At 72.9% G+C, this 22179-nt stretch carries 23 protein-coding genes; 16 read left to right on the plus strand and 7 right to left on the minus strand.

All coding sequences use genetic code 11. From position 1 onward, the window contains the following. Positions 1-45: 45 nt before the first annotated feature. Positions 46-414, minus strand: coding sequence for a hypothetical protein (locus ACFWEE_RS07140; protein WP_386887140.1), 369 nt, complete (start codon positions 412-414; stop codon positions 46-48). A gap of 51 nt (positions 415-465) precedes the next feature. Continuing rightward, a complete protein-coding gene (locus ACFWEE_RS07145) occupies positions 466-1488 on the minus strand; it encodes a LacI family DNA-binding transcriptional regulator (protein ID WP_386887142.1) in 1023 nt (340 codons plus the stop codon). A gap of 278 nt (positions 1489-1766) precedes the next feature. Between ACFWEE_RS07145 and ACFWEE_RS07150 the strand changes: the two genes are divergently transcribed. Then, the gene (locus tag ACFWEE_RS07150; RefSeq protein WP_386887143.1) at positions 1767-2234 is read left to right on the plus strand and encodes a type II toxin-antitoxin system PemK/MazF family toxin; all 468 of its coding nucleotides are present in this window, start codon (positions 1767-1769) and stop codon (positions 2232-2234) included. A gap of 53 nt (positions 2235-2287) precedes the next feature. On the opposite strand, the gene ACFWEE_RS07155 is transcribed toward ACFWEE_RS07150, so the two are convergent. Continuing rightward, positions 2288-3112, minus strand: coding sequence for a TIGR02452 family protein (locus ACFWEE_RS07155; protein ID WP_386887144.1), 825 nt, complete (start codon positions 3110-3112; stop codon positions 2288-2290). A gap of 156 nt (positions 3113-3268) precedes the next feature. Between ACFWEE_RS07155 and egtA the strand changes: the two genes are divergently transcribed. From egtA to egtD, 4 genes are read left to right on the plus strand one after another with little or no spacing between them, the layout of a single operon-like run. Continuing rightward, positions 3269-4621 carry an ergothioneine biosynthesis glutamate--cysteine ligase EgtA gene (gene egtA, locus ACFWEE_RS07160; RefSeq protein WP_386887146.1) on the plus strand — a complete coding sequence of 451 codons (1353 nt, stop codon included), beginning with the start codon at positions 3269-3271 and terminating at the stop codon, positions 4619-4621. Next, positions 4618-5964 (plus strand): ergothioneine biosynthesis protein EgtB, encoded by a 1347-nt coding sequence (gene egtB / locus ACFWEE_RS07165; protein ID WP_386887148.1) that lies wholly within the window; start codon positions 4618-4620, stop codon positions 5962-5964. Before egtA ends, egtB begins: the two co-directional genes overlap by 4 nt. After that, entirely contained in the window at positions 5964-6719 is a 756-nt protein-coding gene (egtC, locus tag ACFWEE_RS07170) for an ergothioneine biosynthesis protein EgtC (protein ID WP_386887150.1), read from the plus strand. Before egtB ends, egtC begins: the two co-directional genes overlap by 1 nt. Continuing rightward, positions 6716-7678, plus strand: a complete 963-nt coding sequence (egtD, locus tag ACFWEE_RS07175) for an L-histidine N(alpha)-methyltransferase (RefSeq protein WP_386887151.1) — start codon at positions 6716-6718, stop codon at positions 7676-7678. The genes egtC and egtD overlap by 4 nt, the downstream gene beginning before the upstream one ends. Here egtD and ACFWEE_RS07180 read toward each other — a convergent pair. The 3 genes from ACFWEE_RS07180 to ACFWEE_RS07190 all read right to left on the minus strand — a co-directional run bounded on the left by ACFWEE_RS07180 (position 7621) and on the right by ACFWEE_RS07190 (position 10866). Further along, positions 7621-8550, minus strand: a complete 930-nt coding sequence (locus ACFWEE_RS07180) for a lysophospholipid acyltransferase family protein (RefSeq protein ID WP_386887153.1) — start codon at positions 8548-8550, stop codon at positions 7621-7623. The two genes, egtD and ACFWEE_RS07180, sit on opposite strands and share 58 nt — an antisense overlap. Continuing rightward, complete coding sequence (locus ACFWEE_RS07185; protein ID WP_386887155.1) at positions 8547-9383, minus strand: GNAT family N-acetyltransferase; 837 nt, start codon at positions 9381-9383, stop codon at positions 8547-8549. Before ACFWEE_RS07185 ends, ACFWEE_RS07180 begins: the two co-directional genes overlap by 4 nt. Positions 9384-9606: 223 nt before the next feature. Then, positions 9607-10866 (minus strand): extracellular solute-binding protein, encoded by a 1260-nt coding sequence (locus tag ACFWEE_RS07190; protein WP_386887156.1) that lies wholly within the window; start codon positions 10864-10866, stop codon positions 9607-9609. 203 nt (positions 10867-11069) lie between these two features. Between ACFWEE_RS07190 and ACFWEE_RS07195 the strand changes: the two genes are divergently transcribed. Beyond that, on the plus strand, positions 11070-11285 hold the full coding sequence (locus ACFWEE_RS07195; RefSeq protein WP_386887158.1) for a dodecin: 216 nt from the start codon (positions 11070-11072) through the stop codon (positions 11283-11285). A gap of 288 nt (positions 11286-11573) precedes the next feature. Here ACFWEE_RS07195 and ACFWEE_RS07200 read toward each other — a convergent pair whose 3' ends face one another. Then, complete coding sequence (locus tag ACFWEE_RS07200; RefSeq protein ID WP_386887159.1) at positions 11574-12350, minus strand: IclR family transcriptional regulator; 777 nt, start codon at positions 12348-12350, stop codon at positions 11574-11576. Positions 12351-12684: 334 nt separating this feature from the next. Here ACFWEE_RS07200 and ACFWEE_RS07205 point away from each other — a divergent pair, with 334 nt between their 5' ends. The 10 genes from ACFWEE_RS07205 to ACFWEE_RS07250 all read left to right on the plus strand — a co-directional run bounded on the left by ACFWEE_RS07205 (position 12685) and on the right by ACFWEE_RS07250 (position 22173). After that, a complete protein-coding gene (locus ACFWEE_RS07205) occupies positions 12685-13848 on the plus strand; it encodes a cupin domain-containing protein (RefSeq protein ID WP_386887264.1) in 1164 nt (387 codons plus the stop codon). A gap of 3 nt (positions 13849-13851) precedes the next feature. Further along, entirely contained in the window at positions 13852-14679 is an 828-nt protein-coding gene (locus ACFWEE_RS07210; RefSeq protein ID WP_386887161.1) for a fumarylacetoacetate hydrolase family protein, read from the plus strand. Next, a complete protein-coding gene (locus tag ACFWEE_RS07215) occupies positions 14676-15308 on the plus strand; it encodes a maleylpyruvate isomerase family mycothiol-dependent enzyme (RefSeq protein WP_386887163.1) in 633 nt (210 codons plus the stop codon). Before ACFWEE_RS07210 ends, ACFWEE_RS07215 begins: the two co-directional genes overlap by 4 nt. Positions 15309-15318: 10 nt before the next feature. Next, positions 15319-16623 carry an FAD-dependent monooxygenase gene (locus tag ACFWEE_RS07220; RefSeq protein WP_386887165.1) on the plus strand — a complete coding sequence of 435 codons (1305 nt, stop codon included), beginning with the start codon at positions 15319-15321 and terminating at the stop codon, positions 16621-16623. After that, positions 16620-17813, plus strand: a complete 1194-nt coding sequence (locus ACFWEE_RS07225; RefSeq protein ID WP_386887166.1) for a thiolase family protein — start codon at positions 16620-16622, stop codon at positions 17811-17813. The genes ACFWEE_RS07220 and ACFWEE_RS07225 overlap by 4 nt, the downstream gene beginning before the upstream one ends. Continuing rightward, on the plus strand, positions 17810-18505 hold the full coding sequence (locus ACFWEE_RS07230) for a 3-oxoacid CoA-transferase subunit A (protein WP_386887168.1): 696 nt from the start codon (positions 17810-17812) through the stop codon (positions 18503-18505). The genes ACFWEE_RS07225 and ACFWEE_RS07230 overlap by 4 nt, the downstream gene beginning before the upstream one ends. Then, entirely contained in the window at positions 18505-19173 is a 669-nt protein-coding gene (locus ACFWEE_RS07235) for a 3-oxoacid CoA-transferase subunit B (protein WP_386887170.1), read from the plus strand. Before ACFWEE_RS07230 ends, ACFWEE_RS07235 begins: the two co-directional genes overlap by 1 nt. Before the next feature lie 99 nt (positions 19174-19272). Beyond that, on the plus strand, positions 19273-19881 hold the full coding sequence (locus tag ACFWEE_RS07240) for a TetR/AcrR family transcriptional regulator (RefSeq protein WP_386887172.1): 609 nt from the start codon (positions 19273-19275) through the stop codon (positions 19879-19881). Between the two features lie 309 nt (positions 19882-20190). Beyond that, positions 20191-21165, plus strand: a complete 975-nt coding sequence (locus ACFWEE_RS07245) for a phosphotriesterase (RefSeq protein WP_386887173.1) — start codon at positions 20191-20193, stop codon at positions 21163-21165. A 51-nt stretch (positions 21166-21216) separates the two neighbouring features. Further along, a complete protein-coding gene (locus ACFWEE_RS07250; RefSeq protein ID WP_386887175.1) occupies positions 21217-22173 on the plus strand; it encodes a phosphotriesterase in 957 nt (318 codons plus the stop codon). The last annotated feature ends 6 nt before the right edge of the window (positions 22174-22179 follow it).

Below are 22179 nucleotides of genomic sequence, written 5' to 3' on the forward strand. Positions count from 1 at the left end.
TCCGGCCGGGGCCTCGTGCGTGGTCGTCGCAGCCCGGTGGCGGTCTCAGCCTTCCGCCCCGTCCGCGGTCGGGCGGTCTCCCGGTGCGGGGGCGTGGTCGCCCGGCGCGGGGGCGCGGTCCGCGACGCGTACGGAGAGGCCGTAGTCGATCTCCGCGCCGTCGATCAGCAGGGCTTCGACCGTCCGCGTGGCCGGGTCGATGTCGGCCTCGATGCCGTCTCCGGCGTAGCGGGGGTAGCCGGAGGCCCCGGTGGCGCCGGTGGCCTCGACGATGCCGGAGCGGATGGCGCTGCCGGGCCGCGGTGGTTCGTCCCGTTCGTTCTCCCCCCTCTTCACCGGTCCCGGCTTGTCGGCGCCGGACGCGTCGGCGTACTCGGGTACCAGCAGGATCTCGTAGCTCTGCGGATGGCTCATGGGCCGACGCTAAGGGCTGTCCGGCGGTCGCCGGTGGACCGGCGCGCGCCGTCAGGTGGAGTCGCGGGGCACCGCCACGGCCCGCAGGAGTTCGTGGTGCTCCGGTTCGCCGCCGGGGTGCTGGACGAGGCGGTCGATGAGCTCCGCCAGCGGCTGTCCGGTGGCGACCGCCATGCGTACGGTGCTCAGCCGGGGCCGGAGCAGTCTTCCGAGCATCAGGTCGTCGGCGCCGATCACGGCCACCTCGGCGGGCACCTGGATTCCCGTGTCCTGGAAGGCCCGCATCAGGAGCATCGCGTACTCGTCGTTGTAGGCGAAGACGGAGTCCAGGCCGAGGTCGCGCCAGCGGGCGGCGAGGCGGGCGGCGTCCCGCTCGTCGTACGCCAGGACGAGTTCCTCGATCCGCGCTCCGGCGGGGCCCGCCACCTGCCGTACGCCTTCGAGGCGCGGGGCGGCGAAGGGGACCGTGGCCATCTCCTCGGGCATGATCACGCCGATCCGGCGGTAGCCCCGCTCCAGCAGGTGGGACGCGGCGCGGCTGCCGACCTCGCGCTGGTCCAGCACCAGGCCGTGCGCTCCCTCGACGGGGTGCGGGCCCAGGGTGATGACGGCCTTGGCGCCGGAGCGGTGGAGGACGGCGATGCCGTAGGCGGTGAGGGCCAGCCCGGCCGGTGCGACGACGGCCACGGGGCGGAGTTCCGCCCAGGCCCGTGCGGCCTCGTCCGCGCCCAGGCCGGCGCTGCCGTACTGGACCACGGTGTAGTCGAGTCCGCGCAGTCCCGCCTGCAGTTCCTGCAGGAAGTGCCGGTAGAGGGGGCCCTCGGGGAGGTGCCCGGTGGGCAGCAGCACCATCCGGGTGTGTCCGGCGCGCAGGCTCCTCGCCGCGGCGTGGGGCACGTATCCGAGATCGCGGGCCGCTTCCCGCACCCGGCGGCGGGTGGGTTCACTGATCCGCATGGTGGGGTTGTTGTTGAGTACGTACGACACGGTGGCCCGGGAGACGCCCGCCAGCCGCGCCACGTCGGCGCTCGTGGGGACGGGAGATTCCGAGGGCTGCTTGGGTAACTGGCTCATGGCGACGGGCAGTCTTGCAGACGTACCGGAGGGGGTCGCGTCCCGGGGCACCCCGTAACGCTCCGGCCGCGCCCGGGGGCGTACGCGCGCCCCCGTCGCACGCCTCGGGCGCCGTCTCGCACCCGGCCTTCGCGCGGTCCTCGTACCGCCTCTCTCCCGGCCCTCGGGCCCGCCCGCGCGCGGCCTGGCTCTCGGCCGCCGGGCCGCGTCGCCCGCGCGGTCGGCCGTGGTCCGCGGCCGGTGCGGAGCCATGAGAGTGATTGTCCTACGGTGTGTTGATGACATATCAGAACGGCATGCCTGAGACCGACTTCCGCCCCGCCTCTCCCGGCCGCTCCGGCCCCTCCGCGACAGCCGAGGCGGATCCGCGCGAGGTGGGCCCGGTCCGCACTTCGTACGCCCCCGACCGGGACGGCGACCCCGATCCGGGTGAGATCGTCTGGACGTGGGTGCCCTTCGAGGAGAACGACGGCCGGGGCAAGGACCGGCCGGTGCTCGTCGTGGCGCGGGAGCGGACCGGCACCCTGCTCGCGGTCCAGCTCTCCAGCAAGCAGCACGACCTGGACCGGGAGTGGGTGGCCCTGGGAGCGGGGCCGTGGGACAGCTCCGGCCGGGCCTCGTGGGTCGATCTGGACCGGGTGCTGCGGGTCCACGAGGACGGGATGCGGCGCGAGGCCTGTGCGCTGGACTTCGAACGGTTCCAGCGCGTGGTGGAGCGGCTGCGGGAGCGCTACGGCTGGAGTTGATCCGGGTCCGGCCCGGCCCCGGCGGTGCGACGTCCCCGGGGCCGGCCGCGGCGCTACCCCGGGAAGCGGGCGGCGAACGCCGCTCGGGTGGCGGAGCCGGGCGCGCGGTCGAGGATGCCGAAGACGACCTGTTCGAAGTGGCCGGCGAAGCGCCCGCCGTCCGTGAGCAGACCGCCGAAGGCTTCCGCGACCTGCGCCGGATCGTTCTGGAAGACTCCGCACCCCCAGGCACCCAGGACGAGCCGGCGGTATCCGCAGGCGGCGGCGGTCTCCAGGACCCGTTCGGCGCGGCGCGCCAGGGCCGCCGGGACGCGGTGCGCCTCGTCCGGGGTCTGCCGCCGGATCACGCCCGCGTTGGGCGCGGGCGAGGTGAGGAAGCCCGCGAGGTACGGGGTGTCGAGCAGCGCGCCCCGGTCGTCGCGGAAGACCGGCACACCGGGCGAGTGGATGACCCGGTCGGTGTAGAACGCGCTGCGGTGTGCGCGGTGGTGCGCGTAGTACTCGGGGGCGCGCAGCAGGGTCACGTGGAGCGCGGAACCGCGGCAGAGGTCCTCCTCCTGCGCCCGTGCGCCGTTCAGGTATCCGCCGCCCGGATTGCGGGCCGAGGCGTAGCTGAGCACGGCGATCCGGCCTGGCCGCTCCTCACTCATCCGGCGCGCGGCCCGCAGGCTGCTCTCGTCCGTCACCTCGACGGCGGTCGCGCGGTCGGAGTCCAGCACGGGGACCGCCACCGGGCCCGGCCCGTACAGCCTGGTCCCGGCGAGGGCGGCGGCCGTCGCGCTCGCGACGGAGACCTCGCGCCCTTTGGACGTGCGGTAGCGGCCCTCTTCGACGATGGCCTCGGTCTCGCGCGCCAGAGCGCGCATCCGTGCGCTCATGAGCGCTCCCCCCAGCGGTTCCCCGAACAGTGCATGGCGCACATGTTCGACGCCGGGTGAACGCCGCGCAATGTCTTTTCGCCGGGCCGGGGCGCCCTTGTGCGATCGGTCGGCAGGGGTTTGGGTGGAAGGGAGGCATCGGAAGAGGAGGCACGTATGCCCCCGAACGCGACCACCGGAACCGGCACCCGCACGCATGGATCGCCTCTCGGCGAGAGCGAGGCGGAGGATTTACTGCAGGCCATCTGTTTCAAGACGGGTCCGCCCCGCACCGTCGGCGTGGAACTCGAATGGCTCATCCACGACGCCGCACATCCAGAACTGCGGGTCGCCCCGGAGCGCCTGGACGGCGCCTTCGCGGAGGTACGGGCGCTGGCGCTCGACTCGGCGCTGACCTTCGAGCCAGGCGGGCAGCTCGAACTCAGCTCCCGGCCCGCCGGATCGCTCATGGCGTGCGTCGACGCGGTCGCCGCCGACCTGGCGGCCGTACGCGGCACGCTGGGCCGGTCCGGTCTGGTCCCGACGGGGCTGGGCGTCGACCCCTGGCAGTCGCCCCGGCGGTGGCTGCGGGAGCCGCGTTACGACGCGATGGAGGCGGCCCTGGACCGCTCGGGCACGGCCGGGCGGGCGATGATGTGCACCTCCGCCTCGGTGCAGGTCTGCCTGGACGCGGGCGAGGAGGAGCCGGGGCCGCTGGGTTACGGCCGCCGGTGGCAGCTCGCGCATCTGCTGGGCGCGGTGCTGGTCGCGGCGTTCGCCAACTCGCCCTTCCAGCAGCGGGCGCGGACCGGCTGGCGGTCGACCCGGCAGGGGCTGTGGGCCGCGCTCGACCCGGACCGCACGTTGGCTCCCCCGGGGCATCTTCCGCCGCGCGAGGCATGGGCCGCGCACGTATTGGACACCAGCGTCATGTGCATCCGTACCGGCACGGGCCCCTGGGAGGTGCCGGAGGGGCTCACGTTCCGCCAGTGGATCCGGGGCGGTGGCCCCCGGCCGCCCGCCGTCGAGGACCTGGAGTACCACATGACCACCTGCTTCCCGCCGGCCCGGCCACGCGGCCATCTGGAGCTGCGCATGATCGACGCCCAGTCCGGGGCCGACGGCTGGGTGGTGCCGCTCGCCGTCGCCACCGCGCTCTTCGACGATCCGGAAGCGGCGGAGACGGTGTACCGGACCGTGAAACCGCTGGCCGAGACGGCCGGTGCGAACGCCGCGCCGCGCAACCCGTTGTGGCGGGCGGCGGCCCGTGACGGTCTGACCGATCCCGAGCTGCGGGCCGCGGCCACCACCTGTTTCGAGGCGGCGCTCGGCGCACTCCCCCGGATCGGCGCGACCACCGCCGTGCTGGACACGGTGGCGGACTTCACCGAGCGGTACGTCGCCCGCGGGCGATGTCCCGCCGACGACCTGCCCGACCTCCTCTCCCCCGCGGTCGCCGCCGCGTGGGCCGAGGCGTCCTCGGCGGGCGGCGCCCGGACCACTCCCTCCGGAAAGGGCCTCCCGGCATGACCCTCGTGTCCGACAGCAACTTCCCTCCCACGCCGGAGACCGACGCCGAGGCTCTCCGCAGCCGGGCCCTGACCGCCCTGACCGCCGCCAGGGCCCGCACCGCGATCCTGACGGACAGCGTCGACGACGGCGAACTCATCGCCCAGCATTCGCCGTTGATGTCCCCGCTGGTCTGGGACCTGGCCCACATCGGCAACCAGGAGGAGCAGTGGCTCCTGCGGGCCGTGGGAGGCCGGGACGCGATCCGGCCGGAGATCGACGGGCTGTACGACGCGTTCGAGCATCCGAGGTCCGCCCGCCCCTCCCTGCCGCTGCTGGCCCCCGCCGAGGCGCGGACGTACGCCTCGGACGTACGCGGCCGGGTGCTGGAGATCCTTCAGAACGCCCCGCTGCACGGCGGGGGACGCCCGCTGGAGCGCGCCGGGTTCGCTTTCGGCATGATCGCCCAACACGAACAGCAGCACGACGAAACCATGCTGATCACCCATCAGCTGCGGTCCGGTCCGGCCGCGCTGACCGCCCCCGAGCCGCCCCCGGCCGAGGACTCCGTGCGCCTGCCGCGCGAAGTACTCGTCCCCGGCGGGCCGTTCACCATGGGGACCTCCACCGAGCCGTGGGCACTGGACAACGAACGCCCGGCGCACCGGCGGGAGGTGGCCGGGTTCTTCCTGGACACCACCCCGGTCACCTGCGGGGCGTACCAGCGGTTCATCGAGGACGGCGGGTACGCCCAGGAGCGGTGGTGGCATCCGGCGGGATGGGCGATGGTCCGTGAACACGAGCTCACCGCGCCGCTGTTCTGGCACCGCGAGGCGGGGCAGTGGCTGCGGCGGCGGTTCGGGGTGACCGAGCCCGTACCGGCCGACGAGCCGGTGCTGCACGTCAGCTGGTACGAGGCGGACGCCTACGCCCGCTGGGCCGGTCGGCGGCTGCCGACCGAGGCCGAGTGGGAGAAGGCGGCCCGCCACGACGCGGCGGCCGGGCGCTCGCTGCGCTACCCCTGGGGCGACGCCGACCCCACACCGGAGCGGGCGAACCTCGGCCAGCGCCATCTGCGGCCCGCCGCGGCCGGCGCCTACCCGCAGGGGCAGTCGGCCGCTGGGGTGCGCCAGCTGATCGGTGACGTGTGGGAGTGGACGGCCAGCGACTTCCTGCCCTATCCGGGGTTCGTGGCCTTCCCGTATCGCGAGTACTCGGAGGTCTTCTTCGGTCCGGAGCACAAGGTGCTGCGCGGAGGTTCCTTCGCGGTGGACCCGGTCGCGTGCCGGGGCACGTTCCGGAACTGGGACCTGCCGGTGCGCCGCCAGATCTTCTCCGGCTTCCGTACCGCCAGGAATCTCTGATGTGCCGTCATCTTGCCTACCTGGGGCCGCCGGTGGCGCTGGGCGAGGTGCTGGTGGCACCGGATTTCTCACTCGTACGGCAGTCCTGGGCGCCGCGTCGGCAGCGCAACGGCACGGTCAACGCGGACGGGTTCGGCGTCGCCTGGTACGCGCCCGGCGACCCGGTGCCGGGCCGCTACCGGCGGGCCGTCCCCGTCTGGGGCGACGAGACGTTCGGGGAGCTCGCCCGGGTGGTCCGCAGCGGGGCGTTCCTCGCGGCCGTGCGGGACGCGACCGAGCCGGGGGCGGACGGGGAGGCGGCGGCAGCTCCGTTCAAGGCGGGCCCGTTGCTGTTCAGCCACAACGGCGCCGTCCTCGGGTGGCCGGGCTCCCTCGCGCCGCTCGCGTCCGCGCTGCCCGCGTCCGTCCTGCTCTCCCTGGACGCGCGCAGCGACTCGGCGCTGCTGTGGGCGCTGGTCCGCCACCGTGCCGAGGAGGGCGACGACCTCCCGCAGGCCGTCGCCGACACCGTCCTGGACGTGGCGCGGTCCGCGCCAGGTTCACGGCTCAACCTGCTGGTCGGCGACGGGAAGACCGTCGTGGCGACCGCCTGGGGCGACAGCCTCTGGTATCTGCACCGGCCCGGCCTCCGCACGGTGGTGGCCTCGGAGCCGTACGACGACGATCCGGCCTGGCACGAGGTGCCGGACCGCACCCTGCTGGTGGCGACCGTCGACGAAGTCCTGCCCACCCCGCTCAAGGAGCCACCCCGTTGAGTCCCTTTCTGCTGACCCGCACCCTGCCGGTGGACGCCACGGAGGCATCGCTGCGCGCCGATGTGCTCGCCGGCCTCTCCCGGCGCCCCAGGACGCTGCCGCCGAAGTGGTTCTACGACGCCCGGGGCAGCGAGCTGTTCGAGGAGATCACCCGGCTGCCCGAGTACTACCCGACCCGCGCGGAGCGGGAGATCCTGGTGGCGCACGCGACGGACATCGCCGCCGCCTCGGGAGCCCGGACGCTGATCGAACTGGGTTCGGGCTCCTCGGAGAAGACCCGCCACCTGCTCGACGCCCTTCCGCTGCTGCACAGTTACGTCCCCGTGGACGTGAGCGAGAGCGCGCTGACCGGTGCCGCCGAGACGCTGCTCGCCGAGCGTCCCGAGCTGAACGTCCACGCGCTGATCGCGGACTTCACCGGCGGCCTCGCCCTGCCGGGAACCCCGGGCCCCCGGCTGGTGGCGTTCCTGGGCGGCACGATCGGCAATCTGCTGCCGGAGGAGCGGGCCACGTTCCTGCGCTCGGTCCGCTCGATCCTCTCCCCCGGCGACGCGCTGCTGCTCGGCACGGACCTGGTGAAGGAGCCGGACACGCTGGTCGCGGCGTACGACGACGCGTCCGGGGTCACCGCAGCGTTCAACAAGAACGTCCTGGAGGTCGTCAACCGGGCACTGGACGCGGACTTCGACCCCGGTGCCTTCGACCACGTCGCGCGCTGGGACGCGGACGCCGAGTGGATCGAGATGCGGCTGCGGGCCCGCTCGGCGCTGACGGTGAAGATCCATGAGCTGGATCTCGTGGTGTCGTTCGAGGAGGGCGAGGAGCTGCGTACGGAGGTGTCGGCGAAGTTCCGTCAGGACCGGGTGCGCGAGGAGCTGGACGCGGCGGGGCTGCGGCTCGATCAGTGGTGGACGGACACGGCGGGCAGGTTCGCGGTGTCGCTGGCGACGGCCGTCTGAGCGAGGCGGGCGAGCGTCCTGCGGTCGCCCGCCCCGCCTGTGGGGAGCGGCGGCAGGAGGGTGACCTCTGCGGTCACTCCGGCGGCCCGCACCACCCTCCACAGCGAGGCGTGGAGCGGGTCGTCGCCGACGAACGCGACGGCGCGGGCCGGGAGGCGTTCGCACCCCGCCCCGGCGGGGGCGGGCTCGACGCGGTAGGAGATCCGGGCCGGCCGTACCGTCGCGCCCGCGTCCAGGGCCGCCTGGAAGACCGCGTGGCGGAAGGCGCCCGGCGGGCCGCCGCCGCACCGGGTGGAGCCCTCGGGGAAGGCCACCACCCGGTCGCCGGCCCGCAGTGCGTCGGCGACCGCGCCGACCGACGCGGGCAGCGCCCGCAGGCTCTCCCGGTCGATGAAGAGGGTGCCGCCGCGCGCGGCGAGGGTGCCGAGCAGCGGCCACCGCCGTATCTCGGACTTGCCGAGCATCCGCGCGGGGAGAGCGGCGGCGACGAGCGGTATGTCGAGCCACGAGATGTGGTTGGCGACGACCAGTTCCCCGCCCGTCCTGGCGACGGCCGGTTCACCGCCGGAGCCCGGCTCCCCGCCGCCCCTGCCGACGGCCGGTTCCCCGCCCCCGCACCCGCCGTCCGGGCTCCCGGTGATCCGCGTACGGACGCCGAAGGTGCGCAGGACGGCCCGGGACCAGCGGCGGACCAGCCGGTCGCGGACCGGCTGCGTGAGCGCCGCCGCGACGGGTGTGCACGCGGCGCCGCCGAGCGCGAGCAGGCTGCCCGCCACCAGCCGTGCCACCGCGGGCAGGACGGGGCGCACCGCGCCGTGGTGGCCGGTGCAGGCCTGCGGTGTGCACGGGGAGACGGGGAACCAGGCGTTCATCGCAGAGGCGCCATGGAGAGGAAGTGCCGCAGGTAGCGGGGGTCGGTGCGGCGCATGGAGAGGAGTATATAGAGGTCGGCGCAGTCGAAGTCCGGGTCGTGGGCGGGTGATCCGCACACCCAGGCGCCGAGGCGGAGGTAACCGCGCAGCAGCGGCGGCAGGTCGGCGCGGGCGCCGGCGGCCGGCCGCGGTCCGGAGGTGCTCGCGGTGCCGGGCCAGAGGCGGTGCGGGGTGACCCGGTACTCCTCGGGGGCCAGGTGCTTGGTGCGTACGGTCTCCCAGCTGCGGGCGGCCTGGATTCCGCCGTCGCCCAGGGGGAGCGAGCAGCAGCCGGCCAGCCAGTTGTGGCCGGTGCGCTCCATGTAGCGGGCGAGACCGGCCCAGACGAGGCCGATGACGGCACCGTCGCGGTGCGCGGGGTGGACGCAGGAGCGGCCCACTTCGACGAGGTCGTCGCGGAGGGGGGCGAGCCGGGTGAGGTCGAACTCGCTCTCGGCGTAGAGGCTTCCGGCGGCGCGGGCGCGCTCGGGGGGCAGCACCCGGTAGGTGGCGACGACGTCGCCGGTGGCGGTCTCCCGCACCAGCAGGTGGTCGCAGAAGGCGTCGAACTCGTCGCCGTCGAGGCCGGGTTCGGGGCCGTCGAGCCGGGCGCCGAGCTCACCGGCGAACACCTGGTACCGCAGCCGCTGGGCGGCACGCACGTCCTCGGGGCCCGCGGCGAGGGAGAGGCGGTAGGCGGCGGGCCGGGACGGGACCGAAGAGGCGGCGGGCTGGGCGGGGGCCGGTACTGCAGAGACGGGGCGTACCGGTGGGGCGAGGGGCAGCGCGGTCATGGCGGTCTCCGGGGACGGATCGGCGAGGGCGGCTGCCGGACCTCGCCGGCCCAGGCACTGGGCGGCGGAAGTCCGGCCCCCTACTTCTTCCGCGACCGGCTGGATTCGACGTGACCGCCATGGAGCGCCCGGATGTGCGACGGCTGAATCCCGGGGTGCGGCCCGGGACCGCCCTTCCACCTCACCCCACCGGCCTCCGCGGCCCCGGCGGGGAGGGGCCGCGTCAGCTGCCGGCGAGCAGGGAACTGATGCGTTCCGAAGCCGACTTCGCTTCCTCGGCCGGGTCGCGCCCCTCCAGTACCGCGGTCATGTACGGCTTGATGGGGTTCTCGGCCTCGACGTCCGCCCACTGGGCCGAGTTGGGGGTGGCCCGGCCCTGGGCGGCTCCCTCCGCCATGGCGGCGGTGCCCTCCTGGCTCTCGATGGCGCCCGCGAGCTTCGGCTTGTTGGGGACGTAGCTCATGGCCAGGGCGAGTTCGCGCTGCCACTTCTCGCTCGCCAGTGCCTCCACCACGGCGACCCCGGCGCTGCGGTGCGCGGCCTTCTCCGGGACGATCAGGTCGGAGCCGCCGGTGAACACCGCGCCGGGCTTCTTCGTGGTCTTGCCCGGGATCGGGAAGTAGCCCAGCTTCCCCTTGAGTTCGGGGTTGGCCTGCTCGATGAGCGCGGCGCTGCCCGGGGTGGAGATGATCTGGGCGACGTTGCCGCGGGCGAACACGTCGGTCTGCGGCGGGTTCTCCTCGTCGGCGTCCTTCGGACCGGCACCGAGCGCCTGGAGCTTCTTGTAGAACTCCATCCCCCTGAGCGCCTCGGGGCTGTCCAGGGTGCCGGTCCAGTCGCCGTCGTCCCCTTCGGCGAGTTCGCCGCCCTCGTCCCAGATGAATCCGGCGAGGACGTACCAGTTCTGGCCCGCGAGGTAGATGCCCTGGTTCCCGTCCGCGTCGAGGCGCTCGGTGTCGGCTATCCACTGCTCGCGGTTCTTCGGCGGGGTGTCGATCCCCGCCTGCGCGAAGAGGTCCTTGTTGTAGATGACCACCCGGTTGGCCGCGTACCAGGGGATGCCGTACTGCACCCCGTTGATGCTGCCCGGGTCGGCGAGGCCCGGCAGCCAGTCCTCACTGCCGAGGTCGCGCATGGCCTCCAGGGTGAGGTCGCGCAGGCCGCCGCTCTCCGCGTACTGGGCGACCTGCGTGTTGCCGACCTCGATGACGTCCGGGGTGTCCTCGCCCTTGCCCTTGAGCGCGGACAGCACCTTGGGGCCGATTCCGCCCCACTCCTGGAACTTGAACTCCAGTTCGACAGAATCGTGTTCCTTCTCGTACGCCGCGGTGAACTCGTCCAGGAATTCGGTGGAGGCGCTGCCCTTCATCAGCCAGACCGTCACGGTTGTGTCCCCCGCTCCGGAGGGGGACAGGTAACCGCATCCTCCGAGAGCGACGGACGAGACGAGTGCGATGGCTCCGGCGAGAATCCGGTTCTTCACGAGCGTCACCTTCTGCGAATCAGCACGATGGGATCTTGACCCGGTGTGGGGGGACGCGGGCGGTGCTCGCACGGGTGTGTGGCTGGATTTTGGTATGGACCATTCAGCAGGTCAAGGGCCGCCCGTCACCCGGCCACGGCCGTCCGCTCCCTCGCGCACCGCCCGGGAGTAAGGCACCGTGGAGACACGAAGGGAGACATACGATGTCCAATCACACCTATCGGGTCACCGAGATCGTAGGAACCTCCGAAGAGGGCATCGACGCGGCGATCCGCAACGGCATCGCCCGAGCGTCGGAAACGTTGCGCAATCTCGACTGGTTCGAGATCAAGGAAGCGCGCGGACACATCGAGGACGGCCGGATCGGGCACTACCAGGTGACGCTCAAGGTCGGTTTCCGGCTCGACGGGCCGTCCTGACACGACACGGTCCGAACACGGCACGGTCCGACCCGAGTCGGAACTGCACGGTCCGTCCCGCCATTCGAACCAGGCACGGTCCGGCCCGAGCGAGGCACGGCACGGCACAGCACTCCGCAGGCGACACGCACCGCACCGCACCGGCGCGTTCGGCACGACCGGGGAACGGCTGCCGGTGCGAGTCGGTGATCCACAGGCGGCCTCATGCGGCGGGACACGGTGTGGAAACGTATGAGCCGCTGCCGTCCGTGCGGCTGCTCGCGGGTCACGCCGGTGGACGCGCGGTCCTCACCCGTCGGCGGTCAGATCCGCCTCCAGCGCGCGGGCGGCGCCGGAGAGGGTGGCGACCAAGGAGCGCAGGTCGTGCGGGTCGTAGCGCACGCTGGGCATGGACACCGACAGGCCGGCCACCGCCGCCCCGTCCCGGTCGTGCACCGGTACCCCGACGGCGACGAGCCCGCGTTCGGACCGTTCCTGGTTGACGGCGAAGCCGTTGCGGCCGATGAGGTCGAGCTCGGAACGGAGCCGAGCCAGGTCCGGGCGGTCGGCGAGGCCGTCCTGATAGCGAGAGGCGGAGTAGACCTCCGCCAGCTCGTCGTCGTCGAGTCCGGCCAGCAGGAGCAGCCCGGCGGTCGTGCGATGGGCCGGGAACACCATGCCCTCCCGCGAACCGACCCGCAGCGCCTGCCTGCTCTCCACGCTCGCGATGAACCGGGCGGTGTCCCCGGTGCGGACGGTGAGGTTCGCGGTCTCGTCCAGGAGATCGACCAGTCGGCGCAGGTGGGGAAGGGCCGCAGCCCGTAGGCGGGATACCTGGGACTGCGAGTGCGCCGCGAGTTCGAGAACGGGGCCGGCCCGGTAGACGCGGTTCTCGTCCTGCACGGCGAAGTCCCGGTAGACGAGCATCGCCAGCAGCCGGTGGGCCGTCGACCGGGCGACGCCCAGACGCTCCGCCATCTGGGCCACGGTCGCGCCGCCCTCCATCTGGAGCATGGTCGCCGCCCTGAGGGCGTGATCGACGCTTGCGATGGGGTACGGCGGGGGCGTCTTGAGCGGCTTGTCCACCGCGTCTCCCGGTGCTCTTTTTCGGACGGGGCCGCGAAGCCGGTCCCGGTGCTGTTTCGGACGGGCCGCAGAGGGCCGTCCCGGCGCGGACCCGCGGAGGAGGAACCGGCACCACTCCGGTCGGGGCTGGGAGGGCCGTCCCGGCGCGGTCCGGGACGCGGTACGTGCGAGCCCGGAGATTCTGCTCTCCAGAATCTACATGTTCTCTCTGCGAATCGCGGCGCACGCTGAGCCCGTGACCCAGTCCCCCTTCACCCCCGAAGGCGCACGGGGCGACGTCCACGACGCCGCCCGAGACGCCGCCCTCATCCCCGCACGGGACGCCGCGCAAGGCATCCCTCCCGACATCGCTCCCGGCTCACCCGTCCGGCTCCGGGCCGTCGCCGCCGAAGGCCAGCCCGACGTCACCCCGGCTCTCGAAGAGCTGTACCGAGGCTTCGAGCAGGAACTGCTCGTCCCGCTGTGGACCGAGATCGGCGACCTGATGCCGGCCCACCCGCGATCCTCGGCCGTACCGCACCTGTGGCGCTGGAACCGGCTGCGCGCACTGGCGGCGCGGGCCGGCGACATCGTGCCGGTGGGGCGGGGCGGTGAGCGGCGCGCGATCGCGCTGGCCAACCCCTCCCTCGGCGGCAGGCCGTTCGCGACCCCGACGCTGTGGGCGGCCATCCAGTACCTGATGCCCGGCGAGGACGCCCCCGAGCACCGCCACACCCAGCACGCCTTCCGGTTCGTCGTCGAGGGCTCGGGCGTGTGGACGGTCGTAGGCGGCGACCCGGTGCCGATGAACCGCGGCGATTTCCTTCCGCAGGCGGGCTGGAACTGGCACGCCCACCACAACGCGACCGCCGAGCCGATGGCCTGGATCGACGGCCTCGACATCCCCTTCCAGTACGCCACCGAGGCCCAGTTCTTCGAGTTCGGCCGCGAGGAGATCAGCGACGCCGAGCGGGCCACCCCCGCGCGATCCCGCTCCGAGCGACTGTGGGGGCACCCTGGCCTGCGTCCGCTCTCCGCGGCCCCGGCGACGCCCGGCAGCCCGCTGCTGTCCTACAAGTGGGAGTTCACCGACGCCGCGCTGGCCGACCAACTGCTCCTGGAGAAGGCGGGCTTCGGCGGAACCGTCGAGCCCGGTCACGCGGCGGTGCGCTACTCCAACCCGCACGACGGGTCCGACGTGCTGCCGACGATCCGCGCCGAGTTCCACCGCGTCGCCCGGGGAGCCGGGACCGCCCCGGTGCGCGAGACCGGCTCGTCGGTCTACCAGGTCTTCGACGGCTCCGGCGTGGTGACGGTCGGTGACGCGTCCTGGACGGTGACGCGCGGCGACCTGTTCGTCGTCCCCTCCTGGCAGCCGTTCTCCGCCCGGTCCGAAGCCGGCCGTACCGACTCCGACTCCGGCGCCCTCGATCTGTTCCGTTTCTCCGACGCGCCCGTCTTCGAGGCGCTCAAGCTCCACCGCACCGACCGCACCGACCGCACCCAGAAGGACACCTGATCCATGAAGCTCGCCACCCTCCGTACCGCCGACGGCACCCGGGCGGTCCGCCTCGACGGTGACGTCCTCGTCGACCTCGGCCGCGCCGACCTGGGCGAGCTGTTCGCCGAGACCGGCTGGCGGGACAGGGCCGCCGCCGCGACCGGCGCCTGCTACCCGGTCGAAGGCGCCGACTTCGCGCCGGTCGTGCCGAACCCCTCCAAGGTGATCTGCGTCGGCCACAACTACACCAACCACATCAAGGAGATGGGGCGGGAGCTGCCGAGCCACCCGACCCTGTTCCCGAAGTACGCCGAGACCTTGCTGGGCGCGGGCGACGACATCGTCAAGCCCGCCGAGACCGAGGCGTTCGACTGGGAGGTCGAGCTGGCCGTCGTGATCGGCGCCCGGGTCCGCCGCGCCGACGAACAGCGGGCCGCCGAGGCCATCGCCGGCTTCACCGTCATGAACGACGTCTCGCTGCGGGACTGGCAGTTCCGCACCGTCGAGTGGACCCAGGGCAAGATCTGGGAAGCCACCACCCCGGTCGGTCCCTATGTGGTGACCCCCGACGAGGTCGGTGGTGTCCGCCCCGCGCTGGAGGTCAGGACGCTCGTCGACGGCCAGGTCATGCAGCGGGACGACACCGGCACGCTGCTGTTCGACCCGGTCCACCTGGTGCGGTACATCTCCACCGTCATCACGCTGAACCCCGGCGACATCATCGCCACCGGCACTCCGGCCGGGGTCGGCAACGCCCGCGACCCCAAGGTGTTCCTGCTCCCCGGCCAGACCGTGGTCACCGAGATCGACGGCCTGGGCGCCTGCGTCAACAAGGTGGTCGGGGCATGACGGCCGCGACCGGAACGCTCGCCGAGGTCCGCGCCTGGGCCCGGACGGGGACGCGCCTGGTGCTGGAAGCCGTCGCCGGTCTGGACGAGACCGGCTTCTCGGCCGACAGCGCGCTGCCCGGCTGGACCCGCAAGCACCTCGCCGCGCACGTGGCCGCCAACGCCGACGCGCTGGGCAACCTGGTGCACTGGGCCGCCACCGGCGTCGAGACACCCATGTACGCCTCCCCCGAGGAGCGCGCCGCCGGGATCGCCAAGGGGCCCGCCCTCTCCGCCGACGAACTCCGCGACTGGCTCGCGGCCTCCGCACGCACGCTCGACGAGGCGCTCGACGCGCTCACGGAGGAGCAGTGGGACCACGAGGTCGTCACCGTCCAGGGCCGTACCGTCCCCGCCACGGAACTGCCCTGGATGCGGTCCCGGGAGACCTGCGTGCACGCCGTCGACTTCGGCACGGGCGTCTCGTTCGCCGGCCTCCCGGAGGGCTTCCTCTCCGTCCTGGCCGAGGAGATCCGCGCCAAGCGCGGACTGACCGGGCTCCCCGACGGCCCCCTGCCCGAGGTCACCGCCTGGCTGGCCGGCCGTCCCCACTCGCTCGCCGACGCCCCCGGGCTCGGCCCGTGGCTCTGAGGAGCACCTCATGTCCAACCCGGATGTAATCATCGTCGGCGGTGGCATCGGCGGACTCGGCGCCGCCTTCTCCCTGACCCGCCAGGGCCTCACCGTCCGCCTGCTGGAAAGGGCCGCCGAGTTCGGTGAGGTCGGCGCCGGTATCCAGCTCGCCCCCAACTGCACCCGCATCCTCGACGACTACGGCCTCCTGGACGAGGCCAAGAGCCTTGGCGTCGTCCCGGACGCCATGGTCATGCGCGACGCCGTCGACGGCACCGAGCTGACCCGGCTCGACCTGCGCGACCTGGAGAAGCGCTACGGCTACCCGTACATGGTCATCCACCGGAGCGACCTGCACGGCCTCCTGCTGCGGGCCTGCCGGCGCGGCGGCGTCGAGCTGGTCACCGGCGCGGACGTGACCTCGTACGAGAACACCGGGGCGGGCGCCCGGGTGACCCTGGCGTCCGGCGCCGTGCACGAGGCCGGTGTCGTGATCGCCGCCGACGGTCTGCACTCCGTCGCCCGCGCACTGCTCGTCGACGACGAGCCCGTCTCCTCCGCGTACGTCGCCTACCGGGGCACCGTCCCCGCCGAGCTGCCCCGGGCGCGCTCGGTCGACCTCAGCGAGGTCGTGGTGCACGTCGGGCCCCGCTGCCACTTCGTCCACTACGGCCTGCGCGGCGGCGAACTGCTCAACCAGGTCGCGGTCTTCGAGTCCCCCAAGGCGCTGGCCGGAGGGGAGGACTGGGGCACGCCCGACGAACTCGACGCCGCCTTCGCCGGGACCAGCGACTTCGTCCAAGACGGCCTCGGCTTCATGTGGCGCGACAAGTGGTGGCGGATGTTCGACCGCGACCCCGTCATGACGTGGGTCCACGGCCGGATCGCGCTGCTCGGCGACTCCGCGCACCCACCGCTCCAGTACATCGCGCAGGGCGCGATCATGGCCATCGAGGACGGCTGGGTGCTGGGCGAACACGTCGCCCGCAACCGGGCCGAGGACGACACGGTCGACTGGACCGCCGCGCTCGCCGCGTACGAGGCCGTCCGCCCCGAGCACTGCCGTCGCGTGCTGACCACCTCCCGCGCCTGGGGCGAGCTGTGGCATCTCGACGGGGCCGCCCGCGAGCGGCGCAACACGGTCGTGCGCGCCCGCGACACCCACGACTACTCCTTCACCGACTGGCTGTACGGCCCCACCGCGCTGACCCCGGACGAAGAGCCCCCCATGTTCGAGCCGATACCGCTCTCCTCGGCACCCGTCGACGCCACCGGAGCCACGACGGCAGCCAGGAACGGCGCGCCCGCCGCGCCGGGGAGCGGTGCGTCATGAGCGACGCCTACCTGTACGCCGCGACCCGCACCCCCTTCGGCAGGTTCGGCGGAGCCCTGGCAGGCGTACGCCCGGACGACCTCGCCGCCGCCGCGCTGACGGGCCTGCTCGACCAGGTCCCGGACCTCGACCGCGCCGCGATCGGTGACGTGGTGTGGGGCGACGCGAACGGATCCGGCGAGGACAACCGCAATGTCGGCCGCATGGCCGTCCTGCTCGCGGGCCTGCCGGTGAGTGTGCCCGCCACCACCGTGAACCGGCTGTGCGGCTCCGGCCTCGACGCCGCGATCATCGCCTCGCGCACCCTGGAGTCGGGGGACGCGGACATCGTCGTCGCGGGAGGCGTGGAGTCCATGACCCGCGCGCCCTGGGTGCTGCCCAAACCGGACCGCGCCTTCCCCGCCCGTGATGTCACCGCCGTCTCCACCACCCTGGGCTGGCGGCTGGTCAACTCCGCGATGCCCGCGGAGTGGACGGTGTCGCTGGGTGAGTGCAACGAACTCCTCCAGGAGAAGTACGGGATCTCCCGGGAACGCCAGGACGCCTTCGCGGCGCGCTCCCACCGGCTCGCTGCCCGCGCTTGGGACGAGGGCTTCTACGACGATCTGACCGTGCCCGTCGCGGGCCTCACCCGCGACGAGAGCATCCGCCCCGACACGTCACCGGAGAAACTGGCGGCGCTGAAGCCGTCGTTCCGTCCCGACGGGACGATCACGGCCGGCAACGCCTCCCCGCTGAGCGACGGTGCCTGCGCTCTGCTGCTGGGCACCGCCGCGGCGGCCGACCGGATCGGCCCGGACCCCGTGGCACGGATCGCCGGGCGCGGCGTGCACGCCGTCGACCCCCGGATGTTCGGCCACGCCCCGGTGGTGGCCGCCGAGCGGGCGCTGCGCCGGGCCGGGATCGGCTGGGGCGACGTCGGAGCCGTCGAGCTGAACGAGGCGTTCGCCGTGCAGGCGTTGTCCTGCGTCGACGCCTGGGGCGTCGACCCCGGGATCGTCAACACACGGGGCGGCGCCCTCGCGCTCGGCCATCCGCTGGGCGCGTCGGGAGGCCGGCTCCTCGGCACCCTGGCCAAGGTGCTGCGGGAACGGCGCGAGCGCTGGGGCGTCGCGGCCGTGTGCATCGGGGTGGGCCAGGCCCTCGCCGTGGTCCTGGAGAACATCGGGGACGAGGTGGGTACGGCATGAGCCGGACGATCACCGCCGGGACGACCGACGAGGCAGTGACCGGTGTCGAGGACGGCTCGACGGTCCTGGTGGGCGGCTTCGGCCTGGCCGGCATGCCGTTCGACCTGATCGACGCGCTGATCCGGCAGGGCGCCCGCGACCTGACCGTCGTGTCCAACAACGCCGGGAACGGCGACGTGGGCCTGGCGGCACTGCTCGGGGCGGGCCGGGTGCGCAAGGTGATCTGCTCCTTCCCGCGGCAGAGCGACTCCTACGTCTTCGACGAGCTGTACCGGACGGGCCGGGTGGAGCTGGAGGTGGTCCCGCAGGGCACCCTCGCCGAGCGGCTGCGGGCCGCGGGCGCGGGCATCGGCGCCTTCTACAGCCCGGTGGGCGTCGGCACCCGGCTGGCCGAGGGCCGCGAGACCCGGGAGATCGACGGACGCCCGCACGTCCTGGAGCGTCCGATCAAGGGGGACCTCGCGCTGATCTCCGCCCACCGGGCGGACACCCTGGGCAACCTCGTCTACCGCAAGACCGCCCGCAACTTCGGCCCGGTGATGGCGACGGCCGCGACCACGGTCGTCGCCCAGGTCGCCGACATCGTGCCGGTCGGCGGCATCGACCCGGAGGCCGTGGTGACGCCCGGCATCTTCGTCGACCGGATCGTACGGGCCGAGGCCCGCCGGCTCACCGTGCAAGGAGCCCGCTGATGACCACACTGACGACCACCACCGAACGGTCGGACCGGGGTCCGCTCACCACCGACGAGCTCGCGGCCCGGATCGCCCAGGACATCCCCGCCGGCTCCTACGTCAACCTGGGCATCGGGCAGCCGACCCGCATAGCCGAGCACCTGGCGCCGGATGCCGGGACCGTGCTGCACACCGAGAACGGCATGCTCGGCATGGGCCCTGCGGCGACGGGCGACGCGGTGGACCCCGACCTCACCAATGCCGGCAAGGTGCCGGTCACCGAACTGCCCGGAGCCGCCTACTTCCACCACGCCGACTCCTTCGCCATGATGCGCGGCGGACACCTCGACGTCTGCGTGCTCGGGGCGTTCCAGGTCTCGCACCACGGCGACCTGGCGAACTGGCACACCGGCGACCCGGACGCCATCCCCGCGGTGGGCGGCGCGATGGACCTGGCCGTCGGGGCACGGCGGGTGCTGGTGATGATGAAGCTGTTCGCACGCGACGGCACTCCCAAACTGGTGCCCGCGTGCACCTACCCGCTGACCGCCGCGTCCTGCGTGGGCCTCGTGTACACCGACCACGGTGTCTTCGAGCCCGGACCGGACGGGGTCCGCGTACGCGAGACCTACGGCATCTCGGTGGCCGAGCTGCGGGAGCGGCTCTCCGTCGCGTTCGTCGACTGAACCGGGACGTGGGCCGGGGCGGGCGGGCGCGCGGGCGCCCGCCCGTCCGTCGGGAAGGGGCATGCGCTGCCCTGGGCGCCACCGCCTAGGATCTCCGGCATGGCGAACCTCCGACAGGCACAGAAGCAGATGACCCGCCGCCTCCTGCTGGAGTCCGGGCTCGAACTGTTCACCGCGAAGGGGTACGCCGCCACCACGGTCGACGACATCGCGACCGCCGCGGGCACGACCCGGGTGACCTTCTACGCCTACTTTCCCTCCCGCAGCGATCTGATGAAGGCGCTCATCGACGAGCAGCTGAACGAGGCGCTCCAGCGCGTCCGTTCCCCCGAGCACGGTTCGACGGCCCAGGACCTGGTCGCCACCGTGGCCGACGGCACGCCGGAGGCCATCGACGCCTGGCTGCGGACCACCGCGGACAGCTGGCCCGGAATCCGGCCGATCATCCGGGTGGGCAGGGACGCGGCGGCAGTCGACCCGGAGCTGCGGGACCTGGTGGAGCGGTGGCTGGAGGAAGCCATCAGCGACATCGAGGACGGCCTGACGCGGGCCGGGCGCCTCGCCCCCCACCAGCGCCGCTTCCGGGGGGCGCTGGCCATGGCCGAGCTCGACTACGTCGCCCAGCACTGGGGCAGCACCGACTGGAAGCTCACCCGCGAGCAGCTGCTCGACGAACTGAGCGCCAGCTGGGTACGTCTCCTGACCTGACCCGCGGCAGGACGCGGACCGCGAGGGGACGCCGTCCTCAGCGGGCAGCAGCCGTCCCATGATTGTCATGCACCTGGCAAGACATCACTGTCCCCGGCTTTGCGGCTCCCGTGCCTGCCGCACGCTTCCGGCTGCCCCACGACCACCCTCGCGCGTCGCACCTCTGCTCTCATTTTCAGCTGTTGCGCAACACTCAGACCATTGTTTTTTCATGGCGTTCATTTCATTGACTCAATGTAAAGCGAATGGCTACGGTGACGACAGCCACAGGGTGCAGTGCTGCACCCCCGCAGGACACGTGAGGCAGGCATGAGCGTGAACAGCACCACCGTGAACACCGTCCTGGGCCCGGTGCCGGCCGACGAACTGGGCGTCGTCTCGGTCCATGAGGCGCTGCTGTCGGTGTTGCCGGGAGCCGAGTACGCCTTCGACATCACCCTTGACCGCGCCGAGGTATTCGAGACGCTCGCCGAGAAGCTGCGCGACTTCCGCGCCCACGGCGGCGGCACGGTCGTCGACAGCACCGGGATGTTCCACGGTCGCGACATCCGGCTCTACGAGGCGCTGTCCCGTGCCACCGGGGTGCACATCGTCGCCTCGACCGGACAGGGTCCCGAGGAGTTGCTCGGGGGTTACTTCCTCACCCCCCAGACCAACCCGCCGTCCCCCTGGCCCGCCGAGAAGTTCGCCGACCTCTTCGAGCGCGAGATCACCGAGGGCATGGTGGTCCCGCGCGTGGAACGCCGCGCCGGCGCCGGGCTGGTCACCACCGCGGTCACCCGAGCGGGCATGACCGCGACCGACGAGAGCCTGCTGCGCGGCGCCGCCCGCGCCGCCCTCGCCACCGGCACGGCCCTCTCGTTCCGGTACGGCCGCGACGCCCTGACCGAACTCGACGTCGTACTGGACGAGAAGCTGCCGGCCGACCGGGTCGCTGTCGGCGGCCTGGACCGCAGGGATGCCGTCGCCGCGGGCGCGCCCGCCGACGTCGTCGACCGGGGCGCCCACGTCCTCCTCGACCACGTCGGTACCGAGGACGACGAGCACCTCACCGACGAAGAGCGCGCCGCCCTGGTCGCCGGACTCGTGCGCGCCGGTCACGCCGGACGCGTCCTGCTCTCCGTGGGCGCCACCGGGGTGGCCAAGGGGCACCCCGCGAACGACGTGGCGTACAGCCACGTGCTGGCCGCCTTCGTGCCGCTGCTGACGGCACAGGGCGTCGGCGAGGACGACGTGCGGCGCGTCCTGCGGGCCAACCCGCAGGACCTGCTCGCCGTGCGCTGAGCCCGCAGCCCGCCCGAACGACCGTCAAGAACTTTTCCGAAGGTGAGTGTTGTGTCGCGAGTGAACACCGTCCTGGGTCCCATCCCAGCCGAGGAGCTGGGCTTCGTGGCGATCCACGAACACATCGGCTACGGCATGCCCGGATCCGAACTGGACACGCGGTGGTGGAAGACGCCCGAGGAGCGGTACCAGGAGACCGTCCCGAAACTGCGCCGCTTCCACGAGCTGGGCGGCGGCACCTTCGTCGACGCGACCGGCATCTGCAACGGCCGGGACACCGACTACTACCGTTCGCTGTCGGCCAAGACCGGCGTCCACATCGTCGCCTGTACGGGCTTCGTCGGCGGCGACACCGCCCTGCCGTACTTCGCCCGTGCCGATGTCGACCACCTGATGCGGCAGTTCGTCCACGAGATCACCGTCGGCATCGGCGGCACCGGCGCACGCGCCGGAGTCATCAAGGTCGGCGTGAGCCGGGGCGGACGCATGACCGATCTGGACAAGCGCATCTACCGCGCCGCCGCCCGCGCGGCGCTCGCCACCGGCGTGCCCGTCCTGACCCACCTCGCGATCGACGCCGAGAACGCGATCGCCATCTTCGACGAGGAGGGCCTTCCCCTGGACCGGGTCCTGTTCGGGCACGTCGACGACGGGGTGAACGCCGACAAGACGCGTGACGTCTGGATCGCCGAGCAGGGCGGCCGTATCGGTTTCGACACCTTCGGCTACGAGACCGAGCTGCCCGACCCGCCGTTCTGGGCCCGCCCCCGCCAGGAGCGGCTGGACCACTTCCTGCGGTTCGTCGACGGGGGCCGCCGGCTGAAGCAGGTCCTCGCCTCCGCCGACGCCAACTGCAGCCCGCTCGGCTGGCCGGGCGTCAAGGGCCACACCGTGAACTACCTCTTCGAGGACCTCCTCCCGGACCTTCGCGACGCCGGTCTGGACGAGGCCGCCATCAGGACGGTCTTCGTCGAGAACCCCGCCGACTTCCTGACCATCCAGAAATAGAGAGAA

It is taken from the genome of Streptomyces sp. NPDC060184, from assembly GCF_042728795.1.
Classification (GTDB): Bacteria; Actinomycetota; Actinomycetes; order Streptomycetales; family Streptomycetaceae; genus Streptomyces.

Excerpts from the sequence above, each read along its gene's own strand:
- ACFWEE_RS07140 (WP_386887140.1), bottom strand. The coding sequence starts at position 414 with ATGAGCCATCCGCAGAGCTACGAGATCCTGCTGGTACCCGAGTACGCC.
- ACFWEE_RS07145 (WP_386887142.1), bottom strand. The coding sequence starts at position 1,488 with ATGAGCCAGTTACCCAAGCAGCCCTCGGAATCTCCCGTCCCCACGAGC.
- ACFWEE_RS07150 (WP_386887143.1), top strand. The coding sequence starts at position 1,767 with ATGACATATCAGAACGGCATGCCTGAGACCGACTTCCGCCCCGCCTCT.
- ACFWEE_RS07155 (WP_386887144.1), bottom strand. The coding sequence starts at position 3,112 with ATGAGCGCACGGATGCGCGCTCTGGCGCGCGAGACCGAGGCCATCGTC.
- egtA (WP_386887146.1), top strand. The coding sequence starts at position 3,269 with ATGCCCCCGAACGCGACCACCGGAACCGGCACCCGCACGCATGGATCG.
- egtB (WP_386887148.1), top strand. The coding sequence starts at position 4,618 with ATGACCCTCGTGTCCGACAGCAACTTCCCTCCCACGCCGGAGACCGAC.
- egtC (WP_386887150.1), top strand. The coding sequence starts at position 5,964 with ATGTGCCGTCATCTTGCCTACCTGGGGCCGCCGGTGGCGCTGGGCGAG.
- ACFWEE_RS07180 (WP_386887153.1), bottom strand. The coding sequence starts at position 8,550 with ATGAACGCCTGGTTCCCCGTCTCCCCGTGCACACCGCAGGCCTGCACC.
- ACFWEE_RS07185 (WP_386887155.1), bottom strand. The coding sequence starts at position 9,383 with ATGACCGCGCTGCCCCTCGCCCCACCGGTACGCCCCGTCTCTGCAGTA.
- ACFWEE_RS07195 (WP_386887158.1), top strand. The coding sequence starts at position 11,070 with ATGTCCAATCACACCTATCGGGTCACCGAGATCGTAGGAACCTCCGAA.
- ACFWEE_RS07210 (WP_386887161.1), top strand. The coding sequence starts at position 13,852 with ATGAAGCTCGCCACCCTCCGTACCGCCGACGGCACCCGGGCGGTCCGC.
- ACFWEE_RS07215 (WP_386887163.1), top strand. The coding sequence starts at position 14,676 with ATGACGGCCGCGACCGGAACGCTCGCCGAGGTCCGCGCCTGGGCCCGG.
- ACFWEE_RS07220 (WP_386887165.1), top strand. The coding sequence starts at position 15,319 with ATGTCCAACCCGGATGTAATCATCGTCGGCGGTGGCATCGGCGGACTC.
- ACFWEE_RS07225 (WP_386887166.1), top strand. The coding sequence starts at position 16,620 with ATGAGCGACGCCTACCTGTACGCCGCGACCCGCACCCCCTTCGGCAGG.
- ACFWEE_RS07230 (WP_386887168.1), top strand. The coding sequence starts at position 17,810 with ATGAGCCGGACGATCACCGCCGGGACGACCGACGAGGCAGTGACCGGT.
- ACFWEE_RS07235 (WP_386887170.1), top strand. The coding sequence starts at position 18,505 with ATGACCACACTGACGACCACCACCGAACGGTCGGACCGGGGTCCGCTC.
- ACFWEE_RS07240 (WP_386887172.1), top strand. The coding sequence starts at position 19,273 with ATGGCGAACCTCCGACAGGCACAGAAGCAGATGACCCGCCGCCTCCTG.
- ACFWEE_RS07245 (WP_386887173.1), top strand. The coding sequence starts at position 20,191 with ATGAGCGTGAACAGCACCACCGTGAACACCGTCCTGGGCCCGGTGCCG.